General features: G+C 65.0%; 19 protein-coding genes. 9 read left to right on the top strand and 10 right to left on the bottom strand.

The window, feature by feature from the left end; all coding sequences use genetic code 11:
• Positions 1-11: 11 nt before the first annotated feature.
• Positions 12-800 (bottom strand): uracil-DNA glycosylase family protein, encoded by a 789-nt coding sequence (locus E5675_RS11215; RefSeq protein ID WP_136174590.1) that lies wholly within the window; start codon positions 798-800, stop codon positions 12-14.
• A 119-nt stretch (positions 801-919) separates the two neighbouring features.
• Here E5675_RS11215 and E5675_RS11210 point away from each other — a divergent pair, with 119 nt between their 5' ends.
• Genes E5675_RS11210 through E5675_RS11175 form a run of 8 tightly spaced genes read left to right on the top strand, consistent with a single transcriptional unit; the run spans position 920 to position 10,699 of the window.
• Positions 920-2,575: an electron transfer flavoprotein-ubiquinone oxidoreductase gene (locus E5675_RS11210; protein WP_136174589.1), complete on the top strand. Its 1,656-nt coding sequence runs from the start codon at positions 920-922 to the stop codon at positions 2,573-2,575.
• A 4-nt stretch (positions 2,576-2,579) separates the two neighbouring features.
• Positions 2,580-4,229, top strand: coding sequence for a tetratricopeptide repeat protein (locus E5675_RS11205; protein WP_247594581.1), 1,650 nt, complete (start codon positions 2,580-2,582; stop codon positions 4,227-4,229).
• Entirely contained in the window at positions 4,226-5,074 is an 849-nt protein-coding gene (locus E5675_RS11200) for a 4-(cytidine 5'-diphospho)-2-C-methyl-D-erythritol kinase (RefSeq protein WP_136174588.1), read from the top strand. The genes E5675_RS11205 and E5675_RS11200 overlap by 4 nt, the downstream gene beginning before the upstream one ends.
• On the top strand, positions 5,071-5,802 hold the full coding sequence (locus tag E5675_RS11195; RefSeq protein WP_136174587.1) for an N-formylglutamate amidohydrolase: 732 nt from the start codon (positions 5,071-5,073) through the stop codon (positions 5,800-5,802). Before E5675_RS11200 ends, E5675_RS11195 begins: the two co-directional genes overlap by 4 nt.
• A gap of 59 nt (positions 5,803-5,861) precedes the next feature.
• Positions 5,862-7,721: a dihydroxy-acid dehydratase gene (ilvD, locus tag E5675_RS11190; protein ID WP_136174586.1), complete on the top strand. Its 1,860-nt coding sequence runs from the start codon at positions 5,862-5,864 to the stop codon at positions 7,719-7,721.
• On the top strand, positions 7,718-8,107 hold the full coding sequence (locus E5675_RS11185) for a hypothetical protein (protein ID WP_136174585.1): 390 nt from the start codon (positions 7,718-7,720) through the stop codon (positions 8,105-8,107). Before ilvD ends, E5675_RS11185 begins: the two co-directional genes overlap by 4 nt.
• Before the next feature lie 32 nt (positions 8,108-8,139).
• On the top strand, positions 8,140-9,492 hold the full coding sequence (locus E5675_RS11180) for an NAD(P)H-hydrate dehydratase (protein ID WP_136174584.1): 1,353 nt from the start codon (positions 8,140-8,142) through the stop codon (positions 9,490-9,492).
• Between the two features lies 1 nt (position 9,493).
• On the top strand, positions 9,494-10,699 hold the full coding sequence (locus tag E5675_RS11175) for a class I SAM-dependent RNA methyltransferase (RefSeq protein ID WP_136174583.1): 1,206 nt from the start codon (positions 9,494-9,496) through the stop codon (positions 10,697-10,699).
• Here E5675_RS11175 and E5675_RS11170 read toward each other — a convergent pair.
• The 5 genes from E5675_RS11170 to E5675_RS11150 all read right to left on the bottom strand — a co-directional run bounded on the left by E5675_RS11170 (position 10,696) and on the right by E5675_RS11150 (position 15,486).
• On the bottom strand, positions 10,696-11,130 hold the full coding sequence (locus tag E5675_RS11170; protein ID WP_136174582.1) for an MAPEG family protein: 435 nt from the start codon (positions 11,128-11,130) through the stop codon (positions 10,696-10,698). The genes E5675_RS11175 and E5675_RS11170 overlap by 4 nt on opposite strands.
• Positions 11,131-11,146: 16 nt before the next feature.
• Complete coding sequence (locus tag E5675_RS11165; RefSeq protein WP_136174581.1) at positions 11,147-11,578, bottom strand: MAPEG family protein; 432 nt, start codon at positions 11,576-11,578, stop codon at positions 11,147-11,149.
• A 66-nt stretch (positions 11,579-11,644) separates the two neighbouring features.
• Complete coding sequence (locus E5675_RS11160) at positions 11,645-12,799, bottom strand: CoA transferase (protein ID WP_136174580.1); 1,155 nt, start codon at positions 12,797-12,799, stop codon at positions 11,645-11,647.
• 72 nt (positions 12,800-12,871) lie between these two features.
• A complete protein-coding gene (locus E5675_RS11155) occupies positions 12,872-14,203 on the bottom strand; it encodes an MFS transporter (RefSeq protein WP_136174579.1) in 1,332 nt (443 codons plus the stop codon).
• Between the two features lie 89 nt (positions 14,204-14,292).
• The gene (locus E5675_RS11150) at positions 14,293-15,486 is read right to left on the bottom strand and encodes a type III PLP-dependent enzyme (RefSeq protein WP_136174578.1); all 1,194 of its coding nucleotides are present in this window, start codon (positions 15,484-15,486) and stop codon (positions 14,293-14,295) included.
• A gap of 256 nt (positions 15,487-15,742) precedes the next feature.
• On the opposite strand from E5675_RS11150, the gene E5675_RS11145 reads away from it, so the two are divergent.
• Entirely contained in the window at positions 15,743-17,401 is a 1,659-nt protein-coding gene (locus tag E5675_RS11145; RefSeq protein WP_136174577.1) for an FAD-dependent oxidoreductase, read from the top strand.
• On the opposite strand, the gene E5675_RS11140 is transcribed toward E5675_RS11145, so the two are convergent.
• The 4 genes from E5675_RS11140 to E5675_RS11125 all read right to left on the bottom strand — a co-directional run bounded on the left by E5675_RS11140 (position 17,382) and on the right by E5675_RS11125 (position 21,317).
• Positions 17,382-18,554: a carboxynorspermidine decarboxylase gene (locus E5675_RS11140; protein ID WP_136174576.1), complete on the bottom strand. Its 1,173-nt coding sequence runs from the start codon at positions 18,552-18,554 to the stop codon at positions 17,382-17,384. The two genes, E5675_RS11145 and E5675_RS11140, sit on opposite strands and share 20 nt — an antisense overlap.
• Before the next feature lie 14 nt (positions 18,555-18,568).
• On the bottom strand, positions 18,569-18,922 hold the full coding sequence (locus E5675_RS11135) for a DMT family protein (protein WP_136174575.1): 354 nt from the start codon (positions 18,920-18,922) through the stop codon (positions 18,569-18,571).
• A complete protein-coding gene (locus tag E5675_RS11130) occupies positions 18,919-20,007 on the bottom strand; it encodes an alpha/beta hydrolase (protein WP_210727514.1) in 1,089 nt (362 codons plus the stop codon). The genes E5675_RS11135 and E5675_RS11130 overlap by 4 nt, the downstream gene beginning before the upstream one ends.
• 101 nt (positions 20,008-20,108) lie before the next feature.
• The gene (locus tag E5675_RS11125) at positions 20,109-21,317 is read right to left on the bottom strand and encodes a saccharopine dehydrogenase family protein (protein WP_136174573.1); all 1,209 of its coding nucleotides are present in this window, start codon (positions 21,315-21,317) and stop codon (positions 20,109-20,111) included.
• Between the last annotated feature and the right edge of the window lie 30 nt (positions 21,318-21,347).

Below are 21,347 nucleotides of genomic sequence, written 5' to 3'. Positions count from 1 at the left end.
TTTTCCATCTGTCAACGTCCCCGGTTGAACAGTTTCAGGCTATCCCAAGCCGCCGCTTTCTGGGCGGGCCGGGCCAGCAACATCGCGGGATGCGCCACAGCCACCGCGTCCATCTTGGCGCCATCTTGGTTAATATTCAGTAACCTTCCGCGCGCGTCGGGCAGCGCCGTCGCGGCGGCCATTCGCGTGATGTCGCTTCCGATCAGCAACAAGCGTTCGGGTTTGGCGAGCCGCAAATGATGCCACAGCAGGCGGTCGAGTTCGGCGGCCTCTTCGCCGTCGCAGCGGCCGCCTGCGGGGCGCGTCACCGCAAGGCCCGCAGTGTAGCAGTCGACGCGCGCCACGCCGATCGCCTGCAGCATCGCGTCGAGCAATCGTCCGGCGGGACCGGAAAAGAGCGCCCCGTCCCGTTGGTCGTCGATTTCGGGCCAGGCGGTGAGCAGCATCAACGGCGCGCCCGCTTCGCCGACGGGAAGCACGCGGCGCGCGTCCCATTGGCTGCCGGGTACGTCGGCGCCGGTCGCCAGCCAGTCTTGAAATTCGGTCCAGTCGTCGGGAAATACTACCGGGCCCTTCGGTTCGAGTGCCTCGGGCGCCTCCTGCCGCTGGAGCGCAGCGGGGAGCGGGAGCGGCTCGGGATCGTTATCGCGCGCGGGTTTCGGCTTGGCGGCCGCAGCGTCATTCGCCGGCGGCACGACGAGCCAGCCCGCGGGTTCCTCGCCGACGAGCGTGTCGACACCCGCCAGCGACCACCAGTCGCTATAGCTTTCCGCCAGCAAGACCGAATTTTGCCCACCCATGATTTTGTTTCAAACAGGCAGTTGACGGACGCGTCAATTGGCGGGCATCGCAATTCGTGACAGAATGAGCGCCGGACACGATGAATGATCGGCGCGGGGACGGCAGAAAGGTATTTGCGGTGAGCGAACGGGAATCGATGCCCTATGACGTGGTCATCGTCGGCGCGGGTCCGGCGGGGCTTTCGGCGGCGATCCGCCTGAAACAGATGGCGAATGAGGCCGGCAGCGAATTGTCGGTGTGCATCCTAGAAAAGGGGTCCGAAGTCGGCGCGCACATCCTGTCGGGGGCGGTGATCGATCCCAGGGCGCTCGACGAACTGCTGCCGGAGTGGCGCGACCAGGGCTGTCCGCTTGCCGAAGTGCCGGTGAACGACAATCAGCACTGGATTCTGACCAAGAACAAGAAATTCGGCCTTCCCGAATTCATCTCGCCCGGTTTCATGCACAATGAGGGCACCTATACGGGTAGCCTCGGCAATCTTTGCCGCTGGCTCGCCGAGCAAGCCGAAGGGCTGGGCGTCGAAATCTTCCCGGGCTTTCCCGCCGCCGAGATCCTCTACAACGAAGATGGTTCGGTCAAAGGCGTCGCGACCGGCGACATGGGGGTCGCGCGCGACGGCGGCCACAAGGCCGATTACGCCCCCGGCCTCGAACTCCACGCGAAATATACCTTCTTCGCCGAAGGGGTGCGCGGTCATCTGACTAAGATGCTCAAGCCGCAGTTCGCGCTCGACGCCGATTGCGAACCGCAGGTCTATGGCCTCGGCGTCAAGGAATTGTGGGATATCGACCCCGAGCAGTATGCGCCGGGGCGCGTCATCCACACGCAGGGCTGGCCGCTCGACCAGAACGCCAATGGCGGCGGCTTTCTCTATCATCAGGCGAACGGGCAGGTGGCGCTCGGCTTCGTGACCTGGCTCAATTATCGCAACCCGCACATCTCCCCCTTTCAGGAGATGCAGAAGTGGAAGACGCATCCCGAGATCGCGAAAATCCTGAAGGGCGGCAAACGCGTCTCCTATGGAGCGCGCGCGATCAGCGACGGCGGGCTCCAGTCGGTGCCGAAACTTGCCTTCCCGGGCGGCGCGCTGATCGGCGACAGCGCCGGCTTCCTGAACGTCCCGCGCATCAAGGGCACGCACACCTCGATGAAATCGGGGATGATGGCAGCCGAGGCGGCCTTCGCGGCGGTGGCCGCGGGCCGGTCGAGCGACACGCTCGAGGCGTATCAAGCGGCCTATGACGACAGCTGGGTCAAGAAGGAACTGAGCGTTGTCCGTAACGTGCTGCCGCTCGTTGAGAAATATGGCGATCTTGCGGGCACAATCCTGTCGGGCATGACGATGTGGCTCGAAACGTTCAAGATCAAAGTCCCGTTCACGATGAAGCATCATCCGGACAATGAGAGCCTCTATCGCGCCGACATCATGCCGAAACCGGACTATCCCAAACCCGACGGCGTGCTGACCTTTGACCGCCTGTCGTCGGTGTTCATTTCGAACACCAATCACGAGGAAGACCAGCCGGTTCACCTGCAACTCAAGGATCCGTCGATCCCGGTCGCCTATAATCTGCCGCTCTATGACGAGCCCGCGCAGCGTTATTGTCCGGCGGGGGTCTACGAGATCGTCGGTGAGGAAGAAGGCGATCCGAAATTCGTGATCAACGCGCAGAATTGCGTTCACTGCAAGACGTGCGATATCAAGGACCCGACCCAGAACATCAACTGGGTCACCCCCGAAGGCGGCGGAGGCCCCAATTATCCGAACATGTAAGCCCGTGCGCTTCTTTCTGGTCGCCGCCGCCGTTGCGGCGGCGGTGCCCGTGCATGCCGCCGACGACAGCGGCGAAGTCCTCAACGCGCTCGTACGGGCGCGATTGGCCGAAGAGAGCGCCGCCCCGGCGGTCGCACTGTCGGCGCTGACGATGGTGTCCAGCGCCGCGCCGGGCCTGCCGGGTATTCGCGGACGGATGCTCGAACAGGCGATCGAGGCGGGCGATCTCGATGCCGCGCGCTCCGCCGCGCAGAGCCTGTGGACGGCGGGCGACCGGCGTTTCGATGCGCAGCTGGTGCTGATGGTCGACGCGATGCGCCGGTCGGATTGGGATGCGGCCCGCGTCTATATGGCGGGGCGGACGGACAAGACGGGCGCCGACACGATCGCGCGGTTGATCTTGCCGACGGTGAATGCGTGGATCGACATCGGCGCACGCAAGAAATTTCCCGAACAGCACCTGCTTGCGGTGAACAGCCCGACCCGGCCCGAGCCGGCGCTTACCCTCCAGGTGGCACTTGTGCAGATCGCGGCGAAGCGCGCCGATTCGGCCGCGTCGCTGACCGACGGCATCACACTGACCGACCGTACGAGCCAGCTCATGGGAGTGCGGGTTGCTGCCACGCTGGACAGGGCGGGTAAAGGCGACGCGGCGGGGCGGTTGCGCGGGCGGATCGCACTTGCTTCGGGGCAGCGCGAAGATCCGATGCTGCTGCTTCCCGACCAGCCGGTTTCGACGCCGCGTGCGGGCGTGGCGCAATGGCTCGGCATTTTGGCCGACGGCCTTGCCCGGACGCCGAACGGCAGCGCGAAGCTGCCTTTGCTGTTCGCGCGTGCAGCCTATTGGCTCAACGAGGAGGATTGGGCGGTGCGGGCGACGCTCGTCGAGACTCTCGACCGCAACGGCCAGACCCAGGACGCGATGGCCTTGCTCGATAGCGGGCGGCAGGAACTGCCCGCCGCGCTTACGATGCGTCGCGCCGAACTGATGGCCGATGCGGGCGATCTCGCGGGCGCGGCGCGGCTTGCCGAGGCCGCCGCGAATGCCAACCCCGCGCGTGGTTTGCTCGTCCGGCTTGCCGATATCGCGCGGCGTTCGGGCGACCCCGCGGCGGCAGCGCGCGCCTATGAGCGGCTCGAGGCGTCGCTCGGCGACGGCGAAACCGACCGGGCTTTACGCGGCACCTTGCTGATTGCGCGGGCGGAATTGCTGTTGCAGACGGGCCGGTGGGACGAGGCCGAGACCCTGATGGAGCGCGCCGTGGCGCTCCGCCCGGGCGACGCATCGATATTGAATTTCGCCGGCTATTCGGCACTCGAACGGCGCAAGGATATCGCGCAATCGCTGGCGCGGATCGAGGCCGCTTGGCGCCGCGAGCCACAGAATGCGAGCATCAGCGATTCGCTGGGCTGGGCCTATTTCCTGACCGGACGCACCGACGATGCGGTCGATCTGCTCGAAAGGGCGCAGCGCGGCGAGCCCGATAACCCGGTGATCGTCGAACATCTGGGCGACGCCTATTGGAAGGCGGGGCAGAAATTTCGGGCGCGATATAATTGGCGCGCCGCGGCGCTGCTCGCCGAGGCCGAGATGGCGACGCGGCTGACGGCAAAGCTGCGCGACGGGCTGACTCCCGCCACGACGGCGCCGTGACGGCGTTCGGCGAGACCGGCTGGGCCAAGATCAACCTCGCGCTGCATGTCCGTGCGCGGCGTCCCGACGGCTATCATGCGATCGAGACACTGTTTGCCTTTGTCGACGGCGGTGATGCGATCGCGGCGGAGTTCGCCGATGCCGACAGTCTGACGATCAATGGCGAGTTCGCCGAAGGATTGAGCGCTGACGGCGACAATCTGGTGATGCGGGCGATGGCGCTGCTTCGCGAGCGCTACGGAGCCGACCGCGTGCCGCCGCTCGCGGTGACGCTGACAAAGGCGCTGCCCGTTGCGGCGGGGATCGGCGGCGGGTCGGCCGATGCCGCGGCGATGGCGCGGCTGGTGCGGCGTCATTTCCTGCCCGAGATCGGCGATGCGACATTGGCTCGGATCATGAGCCCGCTGGGCGCCGACGTCGCCGCTTGTGTGGCGAGCGAGACTTGCCTCGGTATGGGCACGGGCGAAGAATTGAGCGTCGTGCCCGGACTGCAGCTCTGCGGGGCGCCGGTGCTGCTCGTCAATCCACGCCAGCCGGTCGCGACGGGGCCCGTGTTCGCCGCATGGGACGGGATCGATCGCGGACCGCTGTTCACCGGTGCCGAGCCACGCGCGGCGTTGCTCGGCGCGCGCAACGATTTGCAGCGCGCGGCGATCGCGCAGTGTCCGGCGATTGCCGACATTTTGCTCGAACTCGGTGCGCTGCTGCCTTGGTTGGCGCGCATGTCGGGTTCGGGAGCGACCTGCTTCGCACTGTTCGATGCGGCGGCCGAGCGCGACGCGGCGGCGGCTTTGCTGGCAGAGCGGCACCCGGGCTGGTGGACGATGGCGGGAGCATTGAAGTGAGCGAAGCGTGGCGGCAGATCGGCGAAGCGCGGGCGGGCGGCCTGTTGCTGATCGCCGATCACGCGTCGAACCACGTGCCCGAGGATGTCGATCTGGGTATCGATCCGGCGTTGCTGTCGAACCATATCGCGATCGACATCGGCGTCGCCGAGGTCGCGGCGCGGCTTGTCGAAAGCGGCGCGGTCGATACCGCGATCCTTGGCGGCGTGTCGCGGCTCGTCGTCGACTGCAACCGCGATGAGGATGCGCCGGGGGTGCTCCCGATCGCGAGCGACGGCCATGCGGTGCCGGGCAATGCCCTGGACGACGACGCGCGCGAAGCGCGGCTGGCGCGCTTTTTCCGTCCCTATCACGACCATATCGCGGCGACGATCGCGGCGGCGCGGCCGACGATGATTCTGTCGCTGCACAGCTTTACGCCGTCGCTTGCGGCGCATCCCGATCAGGCGCGGCCGTGGCACGTCGGGGTGCTCTATAATGAGGACGACCGGCTCGCGGGAGCGGCGATCGCGGCTTTGGAGGCCGAAGGGCTGATCGTCGGCGACCAGCAACCCTATTCGGGCAAGCTGCTCAACGCGACCATGAACCGCCATGCGGAGGCGAACGGCATCCCCTATGTCGGGATCGAGATGCGCCAGGACCTGGTTGGCGAGGCCACGGGACAGGCACTGTTCGCCGAGCGGCTGGCGCGGATGTGCGAGAAAGTGGCGTTGAACATCGGTGCATAGGCGTGTAGAGGCGCATTTCATCGTCATTTTATGAAATAATATTATCAGGAAATCTCCAAATGCCTTCTTATCGTTCGCGCACCACCACCCATGGCCGCAATATGGCGGGTGCCCGCGGCCTTTGGCGCGCGACGGGGATGAAGGACGATGATTTCGGCAAACCGATCATCGCGGTGGTGAACAGCTTCACCCAGTTCGTGCCCGGCCATGTCCACCTGAAAGACCTCGGCCAGATGGTCGCGCGCGAGATCGAAGCGTCGGGCGGGGTTGCCAAGGAATTCAATACGATCGCGGTCGATGACGGGATCGCGATGGGGCATGACGGGATGCTCTATTCGCTGCCCAGCCGCGACCTGATCGCCGACAGCGTCGAATATATGGTCAATGCGCATTGCGCCGACGCGATGGTGTGTATCTCGAACTGCGACAAGATCACGCCGGGCATGTTGATGGCGGCGCTGCGCATCAATATCCCGGTGGTGTTCGTGTCGGGCGGGCCGATGGAGGCCGGCAAGGTCGTGCTGAAAGGCAAGGAAGTCGCGCTCGACCTCGTCGATGCGATGGTCGCCGCCGCCGACGAGAAATATAGCGACGAGGAAGTGACCGCGATCGAGCGCTCGGCCTGCCCGACGTGCGGGTCGTGCTCGGGCATGTTCACCGCGAACTCGATGAACTGCCTGACCGAAGCGCTGGGGCTGTCGTTGCCGGGTAATGGCTCGACCCTCGCGACGCACGCCGACCGCAAGGAGCTGTTCCTGCGCGCGGGGCGGATCGTCGTCGAAATGTGCAAGCGCCACTATGAAGAAGGCGACCAGAGCGTGCTGCCGCGCAATATCGCGACGTTCGAGGCGTTCGAAAATGCGATGAGCCTCGACATCGCGATGGGTGGATCGACGAACACCGTGCTCCACCTGCTCGCCGCGGCGTTCGAGGCGGGCGTCGATTTCACGATGGAGGACATCGACCGGCTGTCGCGCCGCGTGCCGTGCCTGTCGAAGGTCGCGCCGGCGAAGAGCGACGTGCATATGGAGGATGTCCACCGCGCCGGCGGGATCATGGCGATTCTCGGCCAGCTCGAGCGCGCGGGGTTGATCCACGCGCATTTGCCGACGGTACACAGCGCGACGCTGGGCGACGCACTCAACAAATGGGACATTTCGCGGACCAACGATCCCGAGGTGCAGAAATTCTTCATGGCGGCGCCCGGCGGCGTGCCAACGCAGACCGCGTTCAGCCAGGATCGGCGCTGGGACAGCCTCGACCTTGACCGCGAGGGCGGCGTGATCCGCTCGGCCGACCATGCGTTCAGCAAGGACGGCGGGCTCGCGGTGCTGTCGGGCAATATCGCGCTCGACGGCTGCATCGTGAAGACCGCGGGCGTCGACGAGAGCATCCTCAAATTCTCAGGGCCCGCAAAGGTCTATGAAAGCCAGGACGCCGCGGTCGCGGGCATCCTCACCGGGCAGGTCGAGGCCGGCGACGTCGTCGTGATCCGCTACGAAGGGCCGAAGGGCGGGCCGGGGATGCAGGAAATGCTCTATCCGACGAGCTATTTGAAATCGAAGGGACTGGGCGCCGCCTGCGCGCTGATCACCGACGGGCGCTTTTCGGGCGGCACGTCAGGGCTGTCGATCGGCCATGTCTCGCCCGAAGCGGCCGAGGGCGGGGCGATCGGGCTGGTCGAGAATGGCGACCTCGTCAATATCGACATCCCGTCGCGGACGATCACGCTCGCGGTGGCGGACAGCGTGCTTGCCGAGCGCCGCGCCGCGATGGACGCAAAGGGCGATGCCGCCTGGCAGCCCGAGAAAGCGCGCCCGCGCAAGGTTTCGGTAGCACTTCAGGCCTATGCCGCGATGACGACGAGCGCCGCAAGAGGAGCGGTGCGCGACCTGTCGCAGCTGAAGGGCAAGGGATGAAGCGATTTGGGGGGGTATTGCTGACGCTGATCGCGCTCGCGGGCTGCGATCGAGCCCCGGACAATGGCGATCTGGCTGAGGCTGAAGCGCGCGGGTCGCGCGAGGCCGCCAAAAATGGCCGTATCGAGTGCGCGCTGGAGGGCGCCAAACTGTTCGACCGCACTTGCACCGTCGACGAAATGAGCGGCGCGGACGGAACGATCCTCGTCGTCGGGCGCGCCAATGTCGGTTACCGCAGGTTGCAGATCACCACCGACGGGCGCGGGGTCGTGTCGGCCGATGGCGCCGAACCGGCGAAGGTCAACATCGTCGGCAACAATATGATCGAGGTTGCGATCGGGCACGACCGCTATCGCCTGCCCGCGAATACGGGCGGCGCGAAGTAGGCGCGTTCGCGCGATCGTGATAGGGCGGAGCCATGTCCGTTCCCGCTGACGCCCCGATCTTGACCAGCAATGCGATGCGCGAGGCCGAAGCAGCGTGCGCGGTGCAGGGAACCTCGCTTTCAGAACTGATGGAGCTTGCGGGCGCGGCCGTTGCCGATACCGCCTGGCGGATGGCGGCGGGCGCGCCGATCCTTATCCTCTGCGGCCCAGGCAATAATGGCGGTGACGGTTATGTGGCCGCGAGATTGCTCGCCGAGCGCGGCGCGGCGGTGCGGGTCGCCGCGTTGGCCGAACCCGCGACCGCGCTGGCGAAAACGGCGTGGGCGGGGTGGAGCGGCCCCGTTGAAACCGTCAATGGCCGCCTCGCGCCCGCGCCCCTGATCGTCGATGCGCTGTTCGGCGTCGGCCTTTCGCGGCCCATCGCCGACGATCTCGCGGCGGTTCTCGAGCATTTTTCGGACCGGCGCATATTGGCGGTCGATGTGCCGAGCGGGGTCGATAGCGACGGGGGCACCGACTGGATGCCGCCGCTTCGCGCCGATGTGACGTTGGCGCTGGGGGCATTGAAGCCCGCGCACGTCCTGCTGCCGAGCGCGCCGGCCTGCGGCCGCGTCCTGCTCGCGCCGATCGGCATAGCGGCGAACAAGGCGATGCGGACGCTGCCGAGGTCGCGCGAGACGAAACCGGAGGCGAGCGCCCACAAGTTCACGCGCGGCATGGTGCTGGTCTTTGCGGGACCGATGCGCGGTGCGGCGGGGTTGGCCGCGGCGGCGGCGCTGCGCGCGGGGGCGGGCTATGTCGTGCTCGACGGCAGCGAGCGCGCACCCTTTTCGGCGATCATTACCGAGAGTGACGAGAAGTTCGGCGAGCGGCTCGACGATCCGCGCGTCGGCGCCGTCGTCATCGGGCCTGGGTTTCCGGCAGGCGACGAATTGTTGTTCGACGTCGAAGCGGCGCTCGATTCGGGCAAGCCGTTGGTGCTCGACGCCGCGGCCATCGACGCGGCGCTGCCGCGCCTCTCCGAAACGCCGCGCAAGGCGATATTGACGCCGCACGAAGGCGAGTTCGCGCGCGCCTTTCCGCAAGCTTACGGCAGCAAGATCGACAAGGCCAAGGCCGCCGCGGCGCGCACGCGCGCGGTCGTCATCTACAAGGGGGCCGACACGGTGATCGCCGCCCCCGATGGCCGGGTGGTCGTCGCGTGGCCGGGGAGCCCCTGGCTGGCGACGGCGGGGACGGGCGACGTGCTCGCGGGCGCGTGCGGCGCGATGCTGGCGCGCGGCGGCGACGCGTTCGACGCCGCCGTCGCCGCGGTGGGCTGGCATATCGCGCGGGCCGCGCGTATAGGCCCCGGCTTGATAGCCGACGATCTGATAAGGGACTGACATGAGCGAAGCTGCGCTGATCGAGCGCATCGCCGCGCGCGGCGATGGCGTGACGGGCGATGGTCGCCATGTGGCGGGCGGCGTTCCCGGCGACCGCGTGCGCGACGACGGCATCATCATTCCGGGGCCGAACCGCGCCGATCCCGTGTGCCGCCACTTCGGCAAATGCGGCGGGTGCCAGTTGCAGCATGTCGCCGAACCGGCGCTCGCCGATTTCGTACGCGACCGGGTTGTCGGGGGGCTGGAGGGACAGGACGTCCCCTATGGCGACGTGCGTCCCGCGAAACTTTCGCCGCCGCAAAGCCGCCGCCGCGCCGCGCTGACCGCGCTCAGGATGGGCAAACAGGTGGCGGTCGGGTTCAACGCCGCGCAGAGCAACCAGATCGTCGACATACGGATGTGCCCGTTGCTGCTTCCCGAGCTGTTCGCGCTGATTGGGCCGGTGCGCGAATTGCTGGTAACGATCGCACAGCCGCGGCGCCCGGTGAAAGTCAAACTCCAGATGCTCGATCAGGGTGTCGAGTTGATATTGGAAGGCGTCAAGGCCGAGGGCCTTGATGCGGCGATGGCGCTGCAGGATTTCGCCGGTGCGCACAATCTTGCGCGCTTTGCGATCGATCAGGGCGAGGGCCTCGAAATCCTCTGGCAGCCCGAGCCGCCGACGATGCGCTTTGCCGACATATTGGTCGAAGTCCCGCCATTCGCTTTTTTGCAGGCGACCGCGGCGGGTCAGGCGGCGCTAGTCGATGCGGTGGCCGAGGCGATCGGCGACGCCGGCGCGGTCGCCGACCTGTTCGCCGGGGTGGGCACTTTCGCCTTGTCGGTGCAGGCGGGACGCAAAGTCTATGCGGCCGAGGGTGCGCGCGATGCGATCGTGGCGCTGACCGGCGCCGCGAACCGCGCCCGCGCGCTCGTCGCGACCGAGCATCGCGACCTGTTCCGCCGTCCGCTGGTGCCCGCCGAGCTCAATCGTTTCGGCGCGATCATCCTCGACCCGCCGCGCGCCGGGGCCGAGGAGCAGGTGAAACAGCTCGCCGTGTCGAGCGTGCCCGCGATCGCCTATGTCAGCTGCAATCCCGCGAGCTTCGCCCGCGACGCGAAAATGCTGGTCGAAGGCGGCTATGCACTCGACTGGGTCCAGCCCGTCGGCCAGTTCCGCTGGTCGACCCATGTGGAACTGGCCGCGCGCTTTACGCGGCGTGCTTAATGCAGCACAAATCCCATGAAAGCGTGCAGGCAGAGCGCGAATAAAGCGAGGCTGGCCAGCGCGAAGACAAGGAAGCGCCACATCACGCGATTGACGGTCACCTGAATCAGGCTGTGGACGATGCGGAGGGCGACATAGGCCCAGGCGATCTGGGTGTTGAGCCCTCCGCCCATTCCGCCGACCGCAAGCGCGATCGCGACGGCATAAAAGACCGTCGGCTGTTCCATCAGATGGTTATAATTATGCGCCTTCCACTGCACCTGCGGCGGGAGGACATTTTCCAGATTCTGTCCGGTGCCCCCGACGAGGTTTGCGGTATCGATTTTCGCGCGGCTCATCGCTGGCAGGCGCGTCGCATACATCCACACCCACATGACCATCGACCAGAGCGCGAGCGCCGCGACCGGTCCCAAGATATCGTTCGTGTCCATCTTTTTTCCTTCCCCCTCAACCCAAAGTGGCGATGACCGCGAGCAGCGCGAGCGCCAGAAGGCACAGGGTCGACGCCGCAAAGATAGCAAAGCGCACCGGTATGCGGTTCACCGTCGCCTGCCAGACGCTGTGTACGACACGCAGCGCGACATAGGCCCAGGCGATCCACACGACATAGGCCGGATAGCCGCCGACGCCGTGCAGGATCAGGATGACGGCATAGAAGAGCGTCGGCTGTTCGAGCAGATGCGTGTAATTGTGCGATTTCCAGTTCGTGACGGGCGGCAATATGCCTTCGAGGTCGCCGCCCCGACCGCCTGGTGGCGCTGCCTTGAGATCGATACCCGATTTGGCGAGCGCGCGAAAACGCGTCACCGCGACCCAGACAAGCATGACGAGCGTCCACAGGATCAGCACCGCGCCCGGCGCGAGGATGTTCGGCGTCATATGGCTCCCCCTTTTTCGTACGGCAGCGATGCTAGGGATGGCGCGCCGATATGCAATTGTGAAATTTCAGCGACGCCGGGCCGCGAGTTCGTCGCGGATCGCCGCGCCGTCGCCGTCGACGCGCGGCGCGAAGCCGAGATCGCGGGGCGGCATCGCGCCATATTTCACCGGCGGCTGCATTTCGTGGAAGGTGCCGACATCGGGATGGGTGCGGCCGCGGAAAAATCCGGTGGCGACCAGATGCGGGTCTTCCCTGACATCCTGAAGGTCGCGCGCCGCCATCGCGGGGATGTCATTGGCGGCGAACAGTTCCAGCCATTCGGCGCTGGTCTTTGCCGGAGTCTTGCGCGCGATCTCGCTGTAGATGATCGGCATGTGCTGCCCTTTTGCCTTTGCCGCTTCATAGTCTGGCGTTTCGAGCAGGTCGGCGCTTCCCAGCAGGCTCAGCAGCCGCGCCGTCGATTCGGGGGTGTAGGGAACGATCGCGAGATGGCCGTCGCTAGTCGGGAAAGGCTGACGCGTCGGGTCGAGCTGGCGCGGATAGCCGGCGGGCCCGATCGGCGGGTCGAGCGTATCGTCGCGCAGATGTTCGGTGAGCATGAATGAAGCGAAGCATTCGAACATCGGCACTTCGACCTCTTGCCCTTCACCCGTGCGGAGTTTGTGGACGAGCGCCGCGAGGATCGCCTGCGCGCCGAACTGGCCCGCGATCTTGTCGGCGATCAGCGACGGGAAATAGCGCGGGGCAGGGTTGCCGTCGACGCGGGGAAGCAGGCTGGTGGTGCCGGTCGCCGCCTGAATGACGTCGTCATAGGCCTGAAGGTCCGCGTAGGGGCCGTCCTGCCCGAAGCCGGTGCCATGGACGTAAATGATATCGGACTTGAGCGCCTTGCAGCCGTCATAATCGAAGCCGAGCCGCGCGATCGCCTTGCCGCGCACATTATGGAAAAAGACGTCGGCGTCCGCGATCAGGTCGCGTAGCACCGCCGCGTCTTCGGGCTTTTTTAGGTCGAGCGCGATCGAGCGCTTGCCGCGGTTCACGGTGAGGTGGATCGAACCCATCGTCGGGTCGGGAACGCCGTTGCCCAGATAGCGCGATATATCGCCCATGCCGGGGGTTTCGATCTTGATCACCTCGGCGCCAAGATCGGCGAGCATCTGCGTTGCATAGGGGCCGAAGATGACCGTGGTAAGGTCGACGATCCGGATCCCTGACAACATATGCGCACATCCTCTCTATGCTTCGCGAGCAGGATAGAATGATTGCAAAGTAAAACGGAAGAGGCTTCGTCGTCAGGCCGGCTGTTCTGCCGGGTGGCCCGCCTCGTTACCGGCTCCGACGGCGTAGGCGGTCGATATCCGGCGATAGGATTTCGACCGGAAAGCGCCTATCGTCGCGAGCACGCCGAGAGCTCCGGCGATCGAAAAGACTATCGCGATGCCGCGCTCGGGCCCGCGGCCGTACCAGTCGCCGATCGCCGCGGCGCCGGCGCCATCGGTCATCAGCGGCACGAAGACTAACTGCGTCAGCGGCGCGATCAGGAAGGCGGTGAGCGGCGAGGCCGACTGCTCGACCGACTGGGCGAAGCGGAAAACGCGGCCTTGCCGTTCGTAGGGAACGACCTTCTGCAGCGTCGTCTGTTCGGCCGCCTCGGCATAGGGGCCGAGGAACATCCAGATGAAGCAGCCGACCGCGAGCAGCAGGATCGACGACTGGATGGTGAAGAATACCGCGACGATCCATGCCGCGAGATTGACGAAAAGCAGCGTCCGGACGGGGTTTGCGCCGAGTCCGGTCCGCGCGATGACCATCCCGCTGAGGATGAAGGCGCAGGAAATGACGGCCCAGAGCAGCCCCCATTCCTCGACTTTCATCAGCGACAAGCCGTAGGCGTCCATCAGCGCCATGAAGACGCCGCCCAAAAGGTTGTTGAAGGTCGTGAAAAGAATGAGCGCGATCAGTCCCGGAATGCCGAGCACGACGCCGAGCGTCCCGGCAAGGTCGATGCGCCGCGGCGCGTCGTGCGTTTCGGTATCGCGCGGCTCGTCGACCCGAACGAACAGCAGGTGGAAAATCGCGACCAGCGTGAAGCCGATCGCGAAGGCGAGCGTCCCCGCCATTCCGCCCCACGCGACAAGGAAGCCGCTGATCGCCGATGTCGTCAGGAAACCGATGCCGCTGACCATGCCGACGAGGCCATTCGCCTTGTCGCGGCGATCCTCCGGCACCAGCAACGTGACCAGCGTGGGTAGCGCAATCATGCGGATATTGCCGACGATCACGGCGAACATCGTGACGAGGATGAAAAGCCAGAGTGTGACGCTGCCGGTATCCGCGCCGCGAACGTCGGGGTCGAGTACATATCCCGCCAGCGCGGCGGCGTAGAGCGCAAGCGACGCGATGCTCGACACGAGCATCATGTTGCGCTTGCCGTGATGGTCGACAAGGCTGCCGAACCAGATGCCGAGCATCGCGGTGAGCACCAGATAGATGCCCGCGATCATCCCCGTCGCGAACACCGATTGGGTTTCGAGAAAGGTCCAGAAGGTCAGCGCGAACCACACCGTGAAATTGGTGATATTGGCGATCAGGTTGTTGGCGAGGAGATGATGGAAGGGCTGCATGGGCGGCGCAATCTAGCGCCCCCGTCCAAAAGGAAAAGGGCCGGTCGCATCGCGCGGCCGGCCCTCTGTTTTTCGCCATTCAGTCGCGATCAGAACAGCTTGGTCACCGTCGCGCTGCGGCGTTCCTGTTCGACTTCGCCGGTGTAGAGGCTGGCCATGGGTTCGTCGCTGACGACATGGGTCTCGTCGGCGCCGAAGCCGTTGAACTTGGTCCGCATCGCGCAACCATAGGCGCCGAGCATGCCGATCTCGATGAAATCGCCGGCCTTGATGTCGGCGGGCAGGAAGAAGGGCCCCGCCATATGGTCGAGATCGTCGCAGGTCGGACCATAGAAGCTGAACGGCACCATCTCGGCGTCGCTGCCCGCATCGCGTTGCAGCGTGACGGGGAAGCGCCAGCCGACATGCGCGGCGTCGAACAACGCGCCATAGGCGCCATCGTTGATATAGAGTTCCTCGCCGCGGCGCTTTTCGACACGCACGATCAGCGAGCTATACTCGGCCGACAGCGCGCGACCCGGCTCGCACCAGAGCTCGGCCGAATAGCTGATCGGCAGGCTTTCGAAGCTGCGGTGGATCGTCTCGAAATAGGCGTCGAGCGGCGGCGGCTCCATGCCCGGATAGGACGAGGGAAAGCCGCCGCCGACATCGATGATGTCAACTGTGACCGACGCCGCGACGATCGCGGCGCGAACACGTTCCATCGCCTGCGCATAGGCGTGCGGGGTCATCGCCTGGCTGCCGACGTGGAAGCAGATGCCGAGCGCGTCGGCGGCCTGGCGCGTCGCCATAAGCAGTTCGGCGACCTCGTCGGGCTCGGCGCCGAACTTGGCGGCGAGGCTGAGCTTCGAATGATCGGAGGAGACGCGCAGGCGCACGAGCAGGTTCAGATCCTGCGCACCCTCGGTCGCACGGACGATCTTCTCGAGCTCGTCGAGCGTGTCGAGTGAAAAGGTGCGCACGCCATGCTTCCAATAGGCTTCGGAAATCGCTTCCTCGGCCTTCACCGGGTGCATGAAGCAGAGCGTCGCCTGCGGCAGCGTGCGCGCGACGAGGCGAACCTCGGCGATCGACGCGACGTCATAATGGGTGACACCCGAATCCCACAGTACGCGCAGCAGGTCGGGCGATGGATTCGCCTTGACCGCATACATGGTCGTGCCGGGAAATCGCTCGATGAAGAAACGCGCAGCGCGCCGCGCGGCATGCGGGCGGACAAGCGTAACAGGTTCGACCGGCGAAAGTGCCTGAATCAGCCCGTGGGCGCTATGATGCTGGTGCAATGCAAGGGACCCCCAAAGGTAAAGTTAAACATCCAAGGCTGCCTTGCGGTTATTGGAAGTCCCCCTGGGGCAGCGGAAAGCGCATATATGGAGGGGGGTCCCCCCTGTAAAGGCCCTATCGCGCAATTTTGTAACGCGGGCGTGGCGCGCGCGCCGAAGCGGGGTCTCTTCGCGCCGAGCGGGGCAAATACGAGACAAAGGCCCGCGGCGACGTTAGGGATAATCGACAAGCTACAGCCGAAAGGACTCACCCGTCATGGTTTCCCGCGCCGAGGTCAATCACACATTTTCCGACGCGGAGCTGGTCGAGTTGCGGGCGTTCGGCACGGTCGAATCGCGCGCGGCGGGCGACCTGATCGTCGAAGAGGGTGAGATGGCGCCCGACTGTATCGTCACACTGTCGGGCCATACCGACATTTTCGCGTCGACCGACGAAGGACGCAAGCGCGTCGGCTGGATGGAGCGTGGGCAGTTTGCAGGCGACCTGTCGGTGCTAACCGGGCAGCGTCACCTCTCGCGCGTCGAAATGGGCGCAGACGGGGAAATTTTGCGGATCGCCCATGCCGATTTCCAGCGGCTGATCGCGGGTAACAGCCATTTCTCTGATATCTTCATTCGCGTGCTGTCGGCGCGGCGCGAGTTCAGCAAGCATCGCGGCTTTGCGGTCACGATCATCATCGGCGCGGCGATGGACCGCAGCGTCTATGCGATGCGCGACCTGCTCATGAAGCATGGCGTTGCGCATCGCTGGTTCGACCCCGCCGACGGCCCGGTGGCGGCGCATCTGCTCGCCGAACGCGGGCTGACCGAGGATCAATTGCCGGTTGCTATTCTTGGCGCGGCCGAAGTGCTGGTCCAACCGACGCCCGAGCAGCTTGCCGCGGGGCTCGGGCTCGACCTTCTCCCCGATGGCGCGACTGCCGACGTGCTGGTCGTCGGAAGCGGGCCGGGCGGCTTGGCGGCCGCCGTCTATGCGGCATCCGAAGGGCTGACTGTCATCGCGCTCGACTCGCTCGCGCCCGGCGGGCAGGCGGGCACGTCGTCGAAGATCGAAAATTACCTCGGCTTCCCGACCGGCATTTCGGGAAACGAGCTGGCGCGCCGTGCGACGGTGCAAGCGCAGAAATTCGGAGCGCGGCTGGTATCGCCCGTGCGTGCGGCATCGATCAACCGCGACGGCGACGCCTATTGCCTCCACCTCGCCGATGGGCGCCAACTGCGCAGCCGGGCGGTGGTCGTCGCGAGCGGCGCCAAATATCAGACGCTGCCGATCGACGGGATCGAGGCGTATGAAGGCCGCGGTATCTATTATGGCGCGACGCCGATGGAAGCGCAGCTGTGCAGCGACGCCGAGGTGACGATCGTCGGCGCGGGCAATTCGGCGGGGCAGGGCGCCATCTATCTCGCCGGCGTCGCGAAGAAGGTCTACGTCATCTTCCGCCGGTCGAGCCTGCGCGACACCATGTCCGAATATCTCGTCAAGCGGCTGGAAGAGCACCCGAATATCGAGATCATCCCGTCGACCGACGTCATCGCGCTACACGGCGAAGAGCATCTGGCGGGCCTGACCTATCGTTGCCGCGATACCGGCGACGAGGGGCATTGCGATTGCGGTTTTCTGTTCCTTTTCCTCGGCGCCAGCCCGAATACGAGCTGGTTGCCCAAGGAGATGGTGTGCGACGAGCGCGGTTTCGTAAAGACCGGCACCGACATCGCGCCGCTGGAGCTCGTCAAGGCGGGCTGGTCGCTCGACCGCATGCCGACGCGTTACGAAACGAGCTGGCCGCGCATCTATGCCGTCGGCGACGTTCGTAAAGGATCGGTGAAGCGCGTCGCCTCTTCGGTGGGCGAGGGATCGGTTGTGGTCAGCGACATCCACCAGGCGCTGGCGGAGATCACCCCAGCCGCGTCTTGAAATCCTCGTAACCGAATTCGCGGATCAGCGTCAGTTCGTCGGTGTCGCTATCCCACAGCCAGATCGACGGCAGCGGAACTCCGTTGAATGTGTTGGTCTTTACCATCGAATAATGTGCCTGGTCGAGAAAGGCGAAGCGCTGGCCGATTCGCGCGCCGCCGGGCAGGCGATAGTCGCCGATCACGTCGCCCGCGAGGCACGACGGGCCGCCGAGACGCGTCGGCATGCCCTCGCTCCCTTCGTCGAGCATCGCCGGGCGATAGGGCGCCTCGATCACGTCGGGCATGTGGCAGGTCGCCGAAATGTCGGTGATGCCGATCGGCATGCCGTTATCGAACAGGTCGAGGATTTCGCCGACGAGGATGCCCGCGTCGAGCGCGATCGCCTCACCGGGTTCGATCATCACGTCGCAATCGGTCGCGGCGCGCACCTGCTTCAGAAAGGCAATCAGGTCGTCGACCTGATAGTCAGCGCGCGTCACATGGTGCCCGCCGCCGAAATTAATCCATTTAAGCTGGCTGAAGAAGGGACGCAGCATCGGTTGCACCGCGTTCCAGGTGCGTTGGAGCGGCGGGAAATCCTGTTCGCACAGGCTGTGCATATGGACGCCGTCGACGCCCTCCATATGTTCGGGCAGCAACTGGCTGATCGGGAAGCCGAGGCGGCTGCACGGCGCGGCAGGGTCGTATTTCGCGACCTCGCCCTCGCTGTGCATGGGGTTGATGCGGAGGCCGATGTCGAACCTCGCGCCCTGCGTACGAAGCTGATCGAGCAGCGGACGGAAACGCGCGATCTGACCGGGCGAGTTGAAGATGAGATGATCGGACAGCGCCGCAATCTCGGGCAGGTCGGCTTCCTTGTAGCCCGCGCAATAGGTGGCGACTTCGCCGCCATATTCGCTGCGGCCGAGCCTCGCCTCGTAAAGGCCGGAAGCGCATACGCCGTCGAGATATTTGGCGACGGTCGGCCCGAGCGACCACATTGAAAAGGCCTTGAGCGCCGCAAGCACGCGCGCGCCCGACGCGTCGCCGATGTGGCGCAGCAGCGCGAGGTTCGCGCGCACTTTCGCTGCATCGACGACGAAGGCGGGAGAAGGAACGCGGGTCAGGTCGAAGCGGGCAAAAGCTCCGGGGTCGCCGGCACGGGTTTCCATGTCGCTGTGATATCCTATGTGACCGCAATCGGTCCCTTGAAGATGAAGAACGCCCCCGCCGCGATCAGACCGAAGCCGACGAGATGGTTCACCGTCAGCTTCTCACCGAGCCAGAAGACCGCGAACCCCGCGAATATGATCAGGGTTATGACTTCTTGCAAGGTCTTGAGTTCGGCGGCGCTGTAAGCGCCATAGCCGATGCGGTTCGCGGGGATGACAAGGCAATATTCGAAGAAGGCGATGCCCCACGCGACCAGCACGGCAAGCCACACGGGCCGCGACACCGCGCCAAGCTGCCCATACCAGGCAAAGGTCATGAAGATGTTCGAGACGAACAGGAGGCCGATCGGCGCGAGATAGGCGGTCATTCGGGGTCTTTCGTCAGCGGCAGAACGTCGCGGAACAGCGCGGCGAAGAAATGGCCCGGCTCCTCGACCATTGGCATATGCGCCGAATGTTCGAGCCAGATAAGCTTCTTCGAGGGGGCCTGGACTTGTGCGAACCAGTTAGCCGCCACTGGCGAAGGAACAGTATAATCGTGCCGCCCGAGCAGGAAGATGATCGGTACGTCCATCTTGCGCACCGACTTGAAGCTGACGTCGGCGAGACGCGGCCAGAGCGTGGTGACCGAGAATTCGCTACCCTTGCCCCACGCCTGCACGTCGGCGGGTCCATATTCGGGCGAGAGGCGCGGCGTCTGGAAATAATATTTGAGGTCGGGCTTGTTGTAGATGAGCGAACCGTAAGGGATCGCATATTTGCGCCAGCCGTCGGCCTTTGCGATCGTGAACTCACCCTCTGGATAGGGCGCGAGCGCGTCGATCGCGGCGACGGCTTCGGCGTTGCCCGCGGCCAGCGCTTTCGCGCGCGTCCACGCCATGCCGGCCTTCTCGCCGTCGCGAAAATCGATGCCTTGGCCGACACCGACATAGGCGTAGAGGAGGTCGGGGCGCTTCACCGCGACCGACAGGCCGACGATCGAGCCCCAGCTGTGCCCCATCAGCACGACCTTGCGCTTGGCGTAGCGCTTCTTGAGCAACTCGATCAGCTCGATGGCGTCGTCACGGTAGCGTTCGGGGGTCATCGTCGGGGCGAGCTTCGCGGGATCGTTCAGCGGATAGCTGCGTCCTGCGCCACGCTGGTCGTACTGGACGACGGTGAAGACATCTTCCCATGGCCGCTGGAAGACCCATGCGAAGGGCATCTCGACCGCACCCGGACCGCCGTGGACGAAGATCAGGATCGGATTGTCGCGGTCCGATCCGCGGACATTGACGACCTGCCGCGCGCCGCCGAGCGTGACTTCGAATGTCTCCTGCACGCCGTTCGGGGCGACGATCTTGCCGATGTCGGCGACAATCGCGCGGGCAGGGGCGTAGGGGTCGTCGGTTTGCGCGGTGGCGGGGGTGGAAAAGGCCGCGAGCAAGGCAAGCGCGGCAATATGGAGCTTCATGATCTCAAACTACCCTTCGTCATCCCGCGAAAGCGGGAACCCAGTTCTACCGTCGCTACTGGGTTCCCGCTTTCGCGGGAATGACGAAAAGAGAATAGCGATCAGAAATCGAGCGGACCGTCCAGTTCCTTCACCTGCCAGGGCAGTCCGTGCTTGTTGAGCATGTCCATGAAGGGATCGGGATCCATCTGCTCCATGTTGAATACGCCGTCGCCCGACCAGGTGCCCGTGACCATCATCGCGGCGCCGATCATGGCGGGGACGCCGGTGGTGTAGCTCACCGCTTGGTTACCCGTTTCGGCGAACGCGTCCTCGTGATCGCAAATATTGTAGAGATAGAGCGTTTTTTCCTTGCCGTCCTTGCCGAGGCCGGTCGCGATGACGCCGATATTGGTCTTGCCCTTGGTGGTTTCGCCAAGGCTCGACGGTTCGGGGAGCACCGCTTTCAGGAACTGCAGCGGGACAATCTCGCGGCCTTCGTAGATGACCGGATCGATCCGCGTCATGCCGACATTTTGAAGCACGGTGAGGTGCTGGATATAGGCGTCGCCGAAGGTCATCCAGAAACGGATGCGCTTGATCTCGGGCAGGTGGGTCTTCAGGCTTTCGATCTCCTCATGATACATGAGGTACATATTCTTGGGGCCCACCGCCTCGAAGTCGAACGACTGCTTCACCGACATCGGCGGGGTTTCGACCCAATCGCCGTTTTCCCAGTGGCGCGCGACCGCGGTCACTTCGCGGATATTGATCTCCGGGTTGAAGTTGGTCGCGAAATGCTGGCCATGGTCGCCGCCGTTGCAGTCGAGAATGTCGAGCGTGTCGATACGGTCGAAATGATGCTTGCGAAGCCAGGTGGTGAAGACGCTCGTCACGCCGGGGTCGAAGCCCGAGCCGAGCAGCGCCATCAGCCCCGCCTCCTTGAAACGGTCCTGATAAGCCCATTGCCAGTGATATTCGAACTTCGCCTCGTCGCGCGGTTCGTAGTTCGCGGTGTCGAGATAATGCGCGCCGGTCGACAGGCACGCCTCCATGATAGTGAGGTCCTGATAGGGAAGCGCGAGGTTGACGACATGCGTCGCGCCGATCGAGCGGATCAGCGCCGCGGTCGCGTCGATATGGTCGGCGTCGACCTCGGCGGTCTTGATCGTGACGCCGGTGCGTTCCTTCACCGACTCGGCGATCGCATCGCATTTGAACTTGCGGCGGCTCGCGAGCGTGATGTCGGGAAAGATGTCGGGGTTCATCGCCATCTTGTGCACCGCGACCGAACCGACGCCACCCGCGCCGATCACCAATACCTTGCTCATGAAAAATCTCCTGCCCGCTATGCTGCGGCT

The organism is Sphingopyxis sp. PAMC25046 (assembly GCF_004795895.1).
Classification (GTDB): Bacteria; Pseudomonadota; Alphaproteobacteria; order Sphingomonadales; family Sphingomonadaceae; genus Sphingopyxis.
The sequence above is the reverse complement of the archived record's forward strand: the minus strand, read 5'-3'. Positions and strand labels throughout refer to the sequence as shown.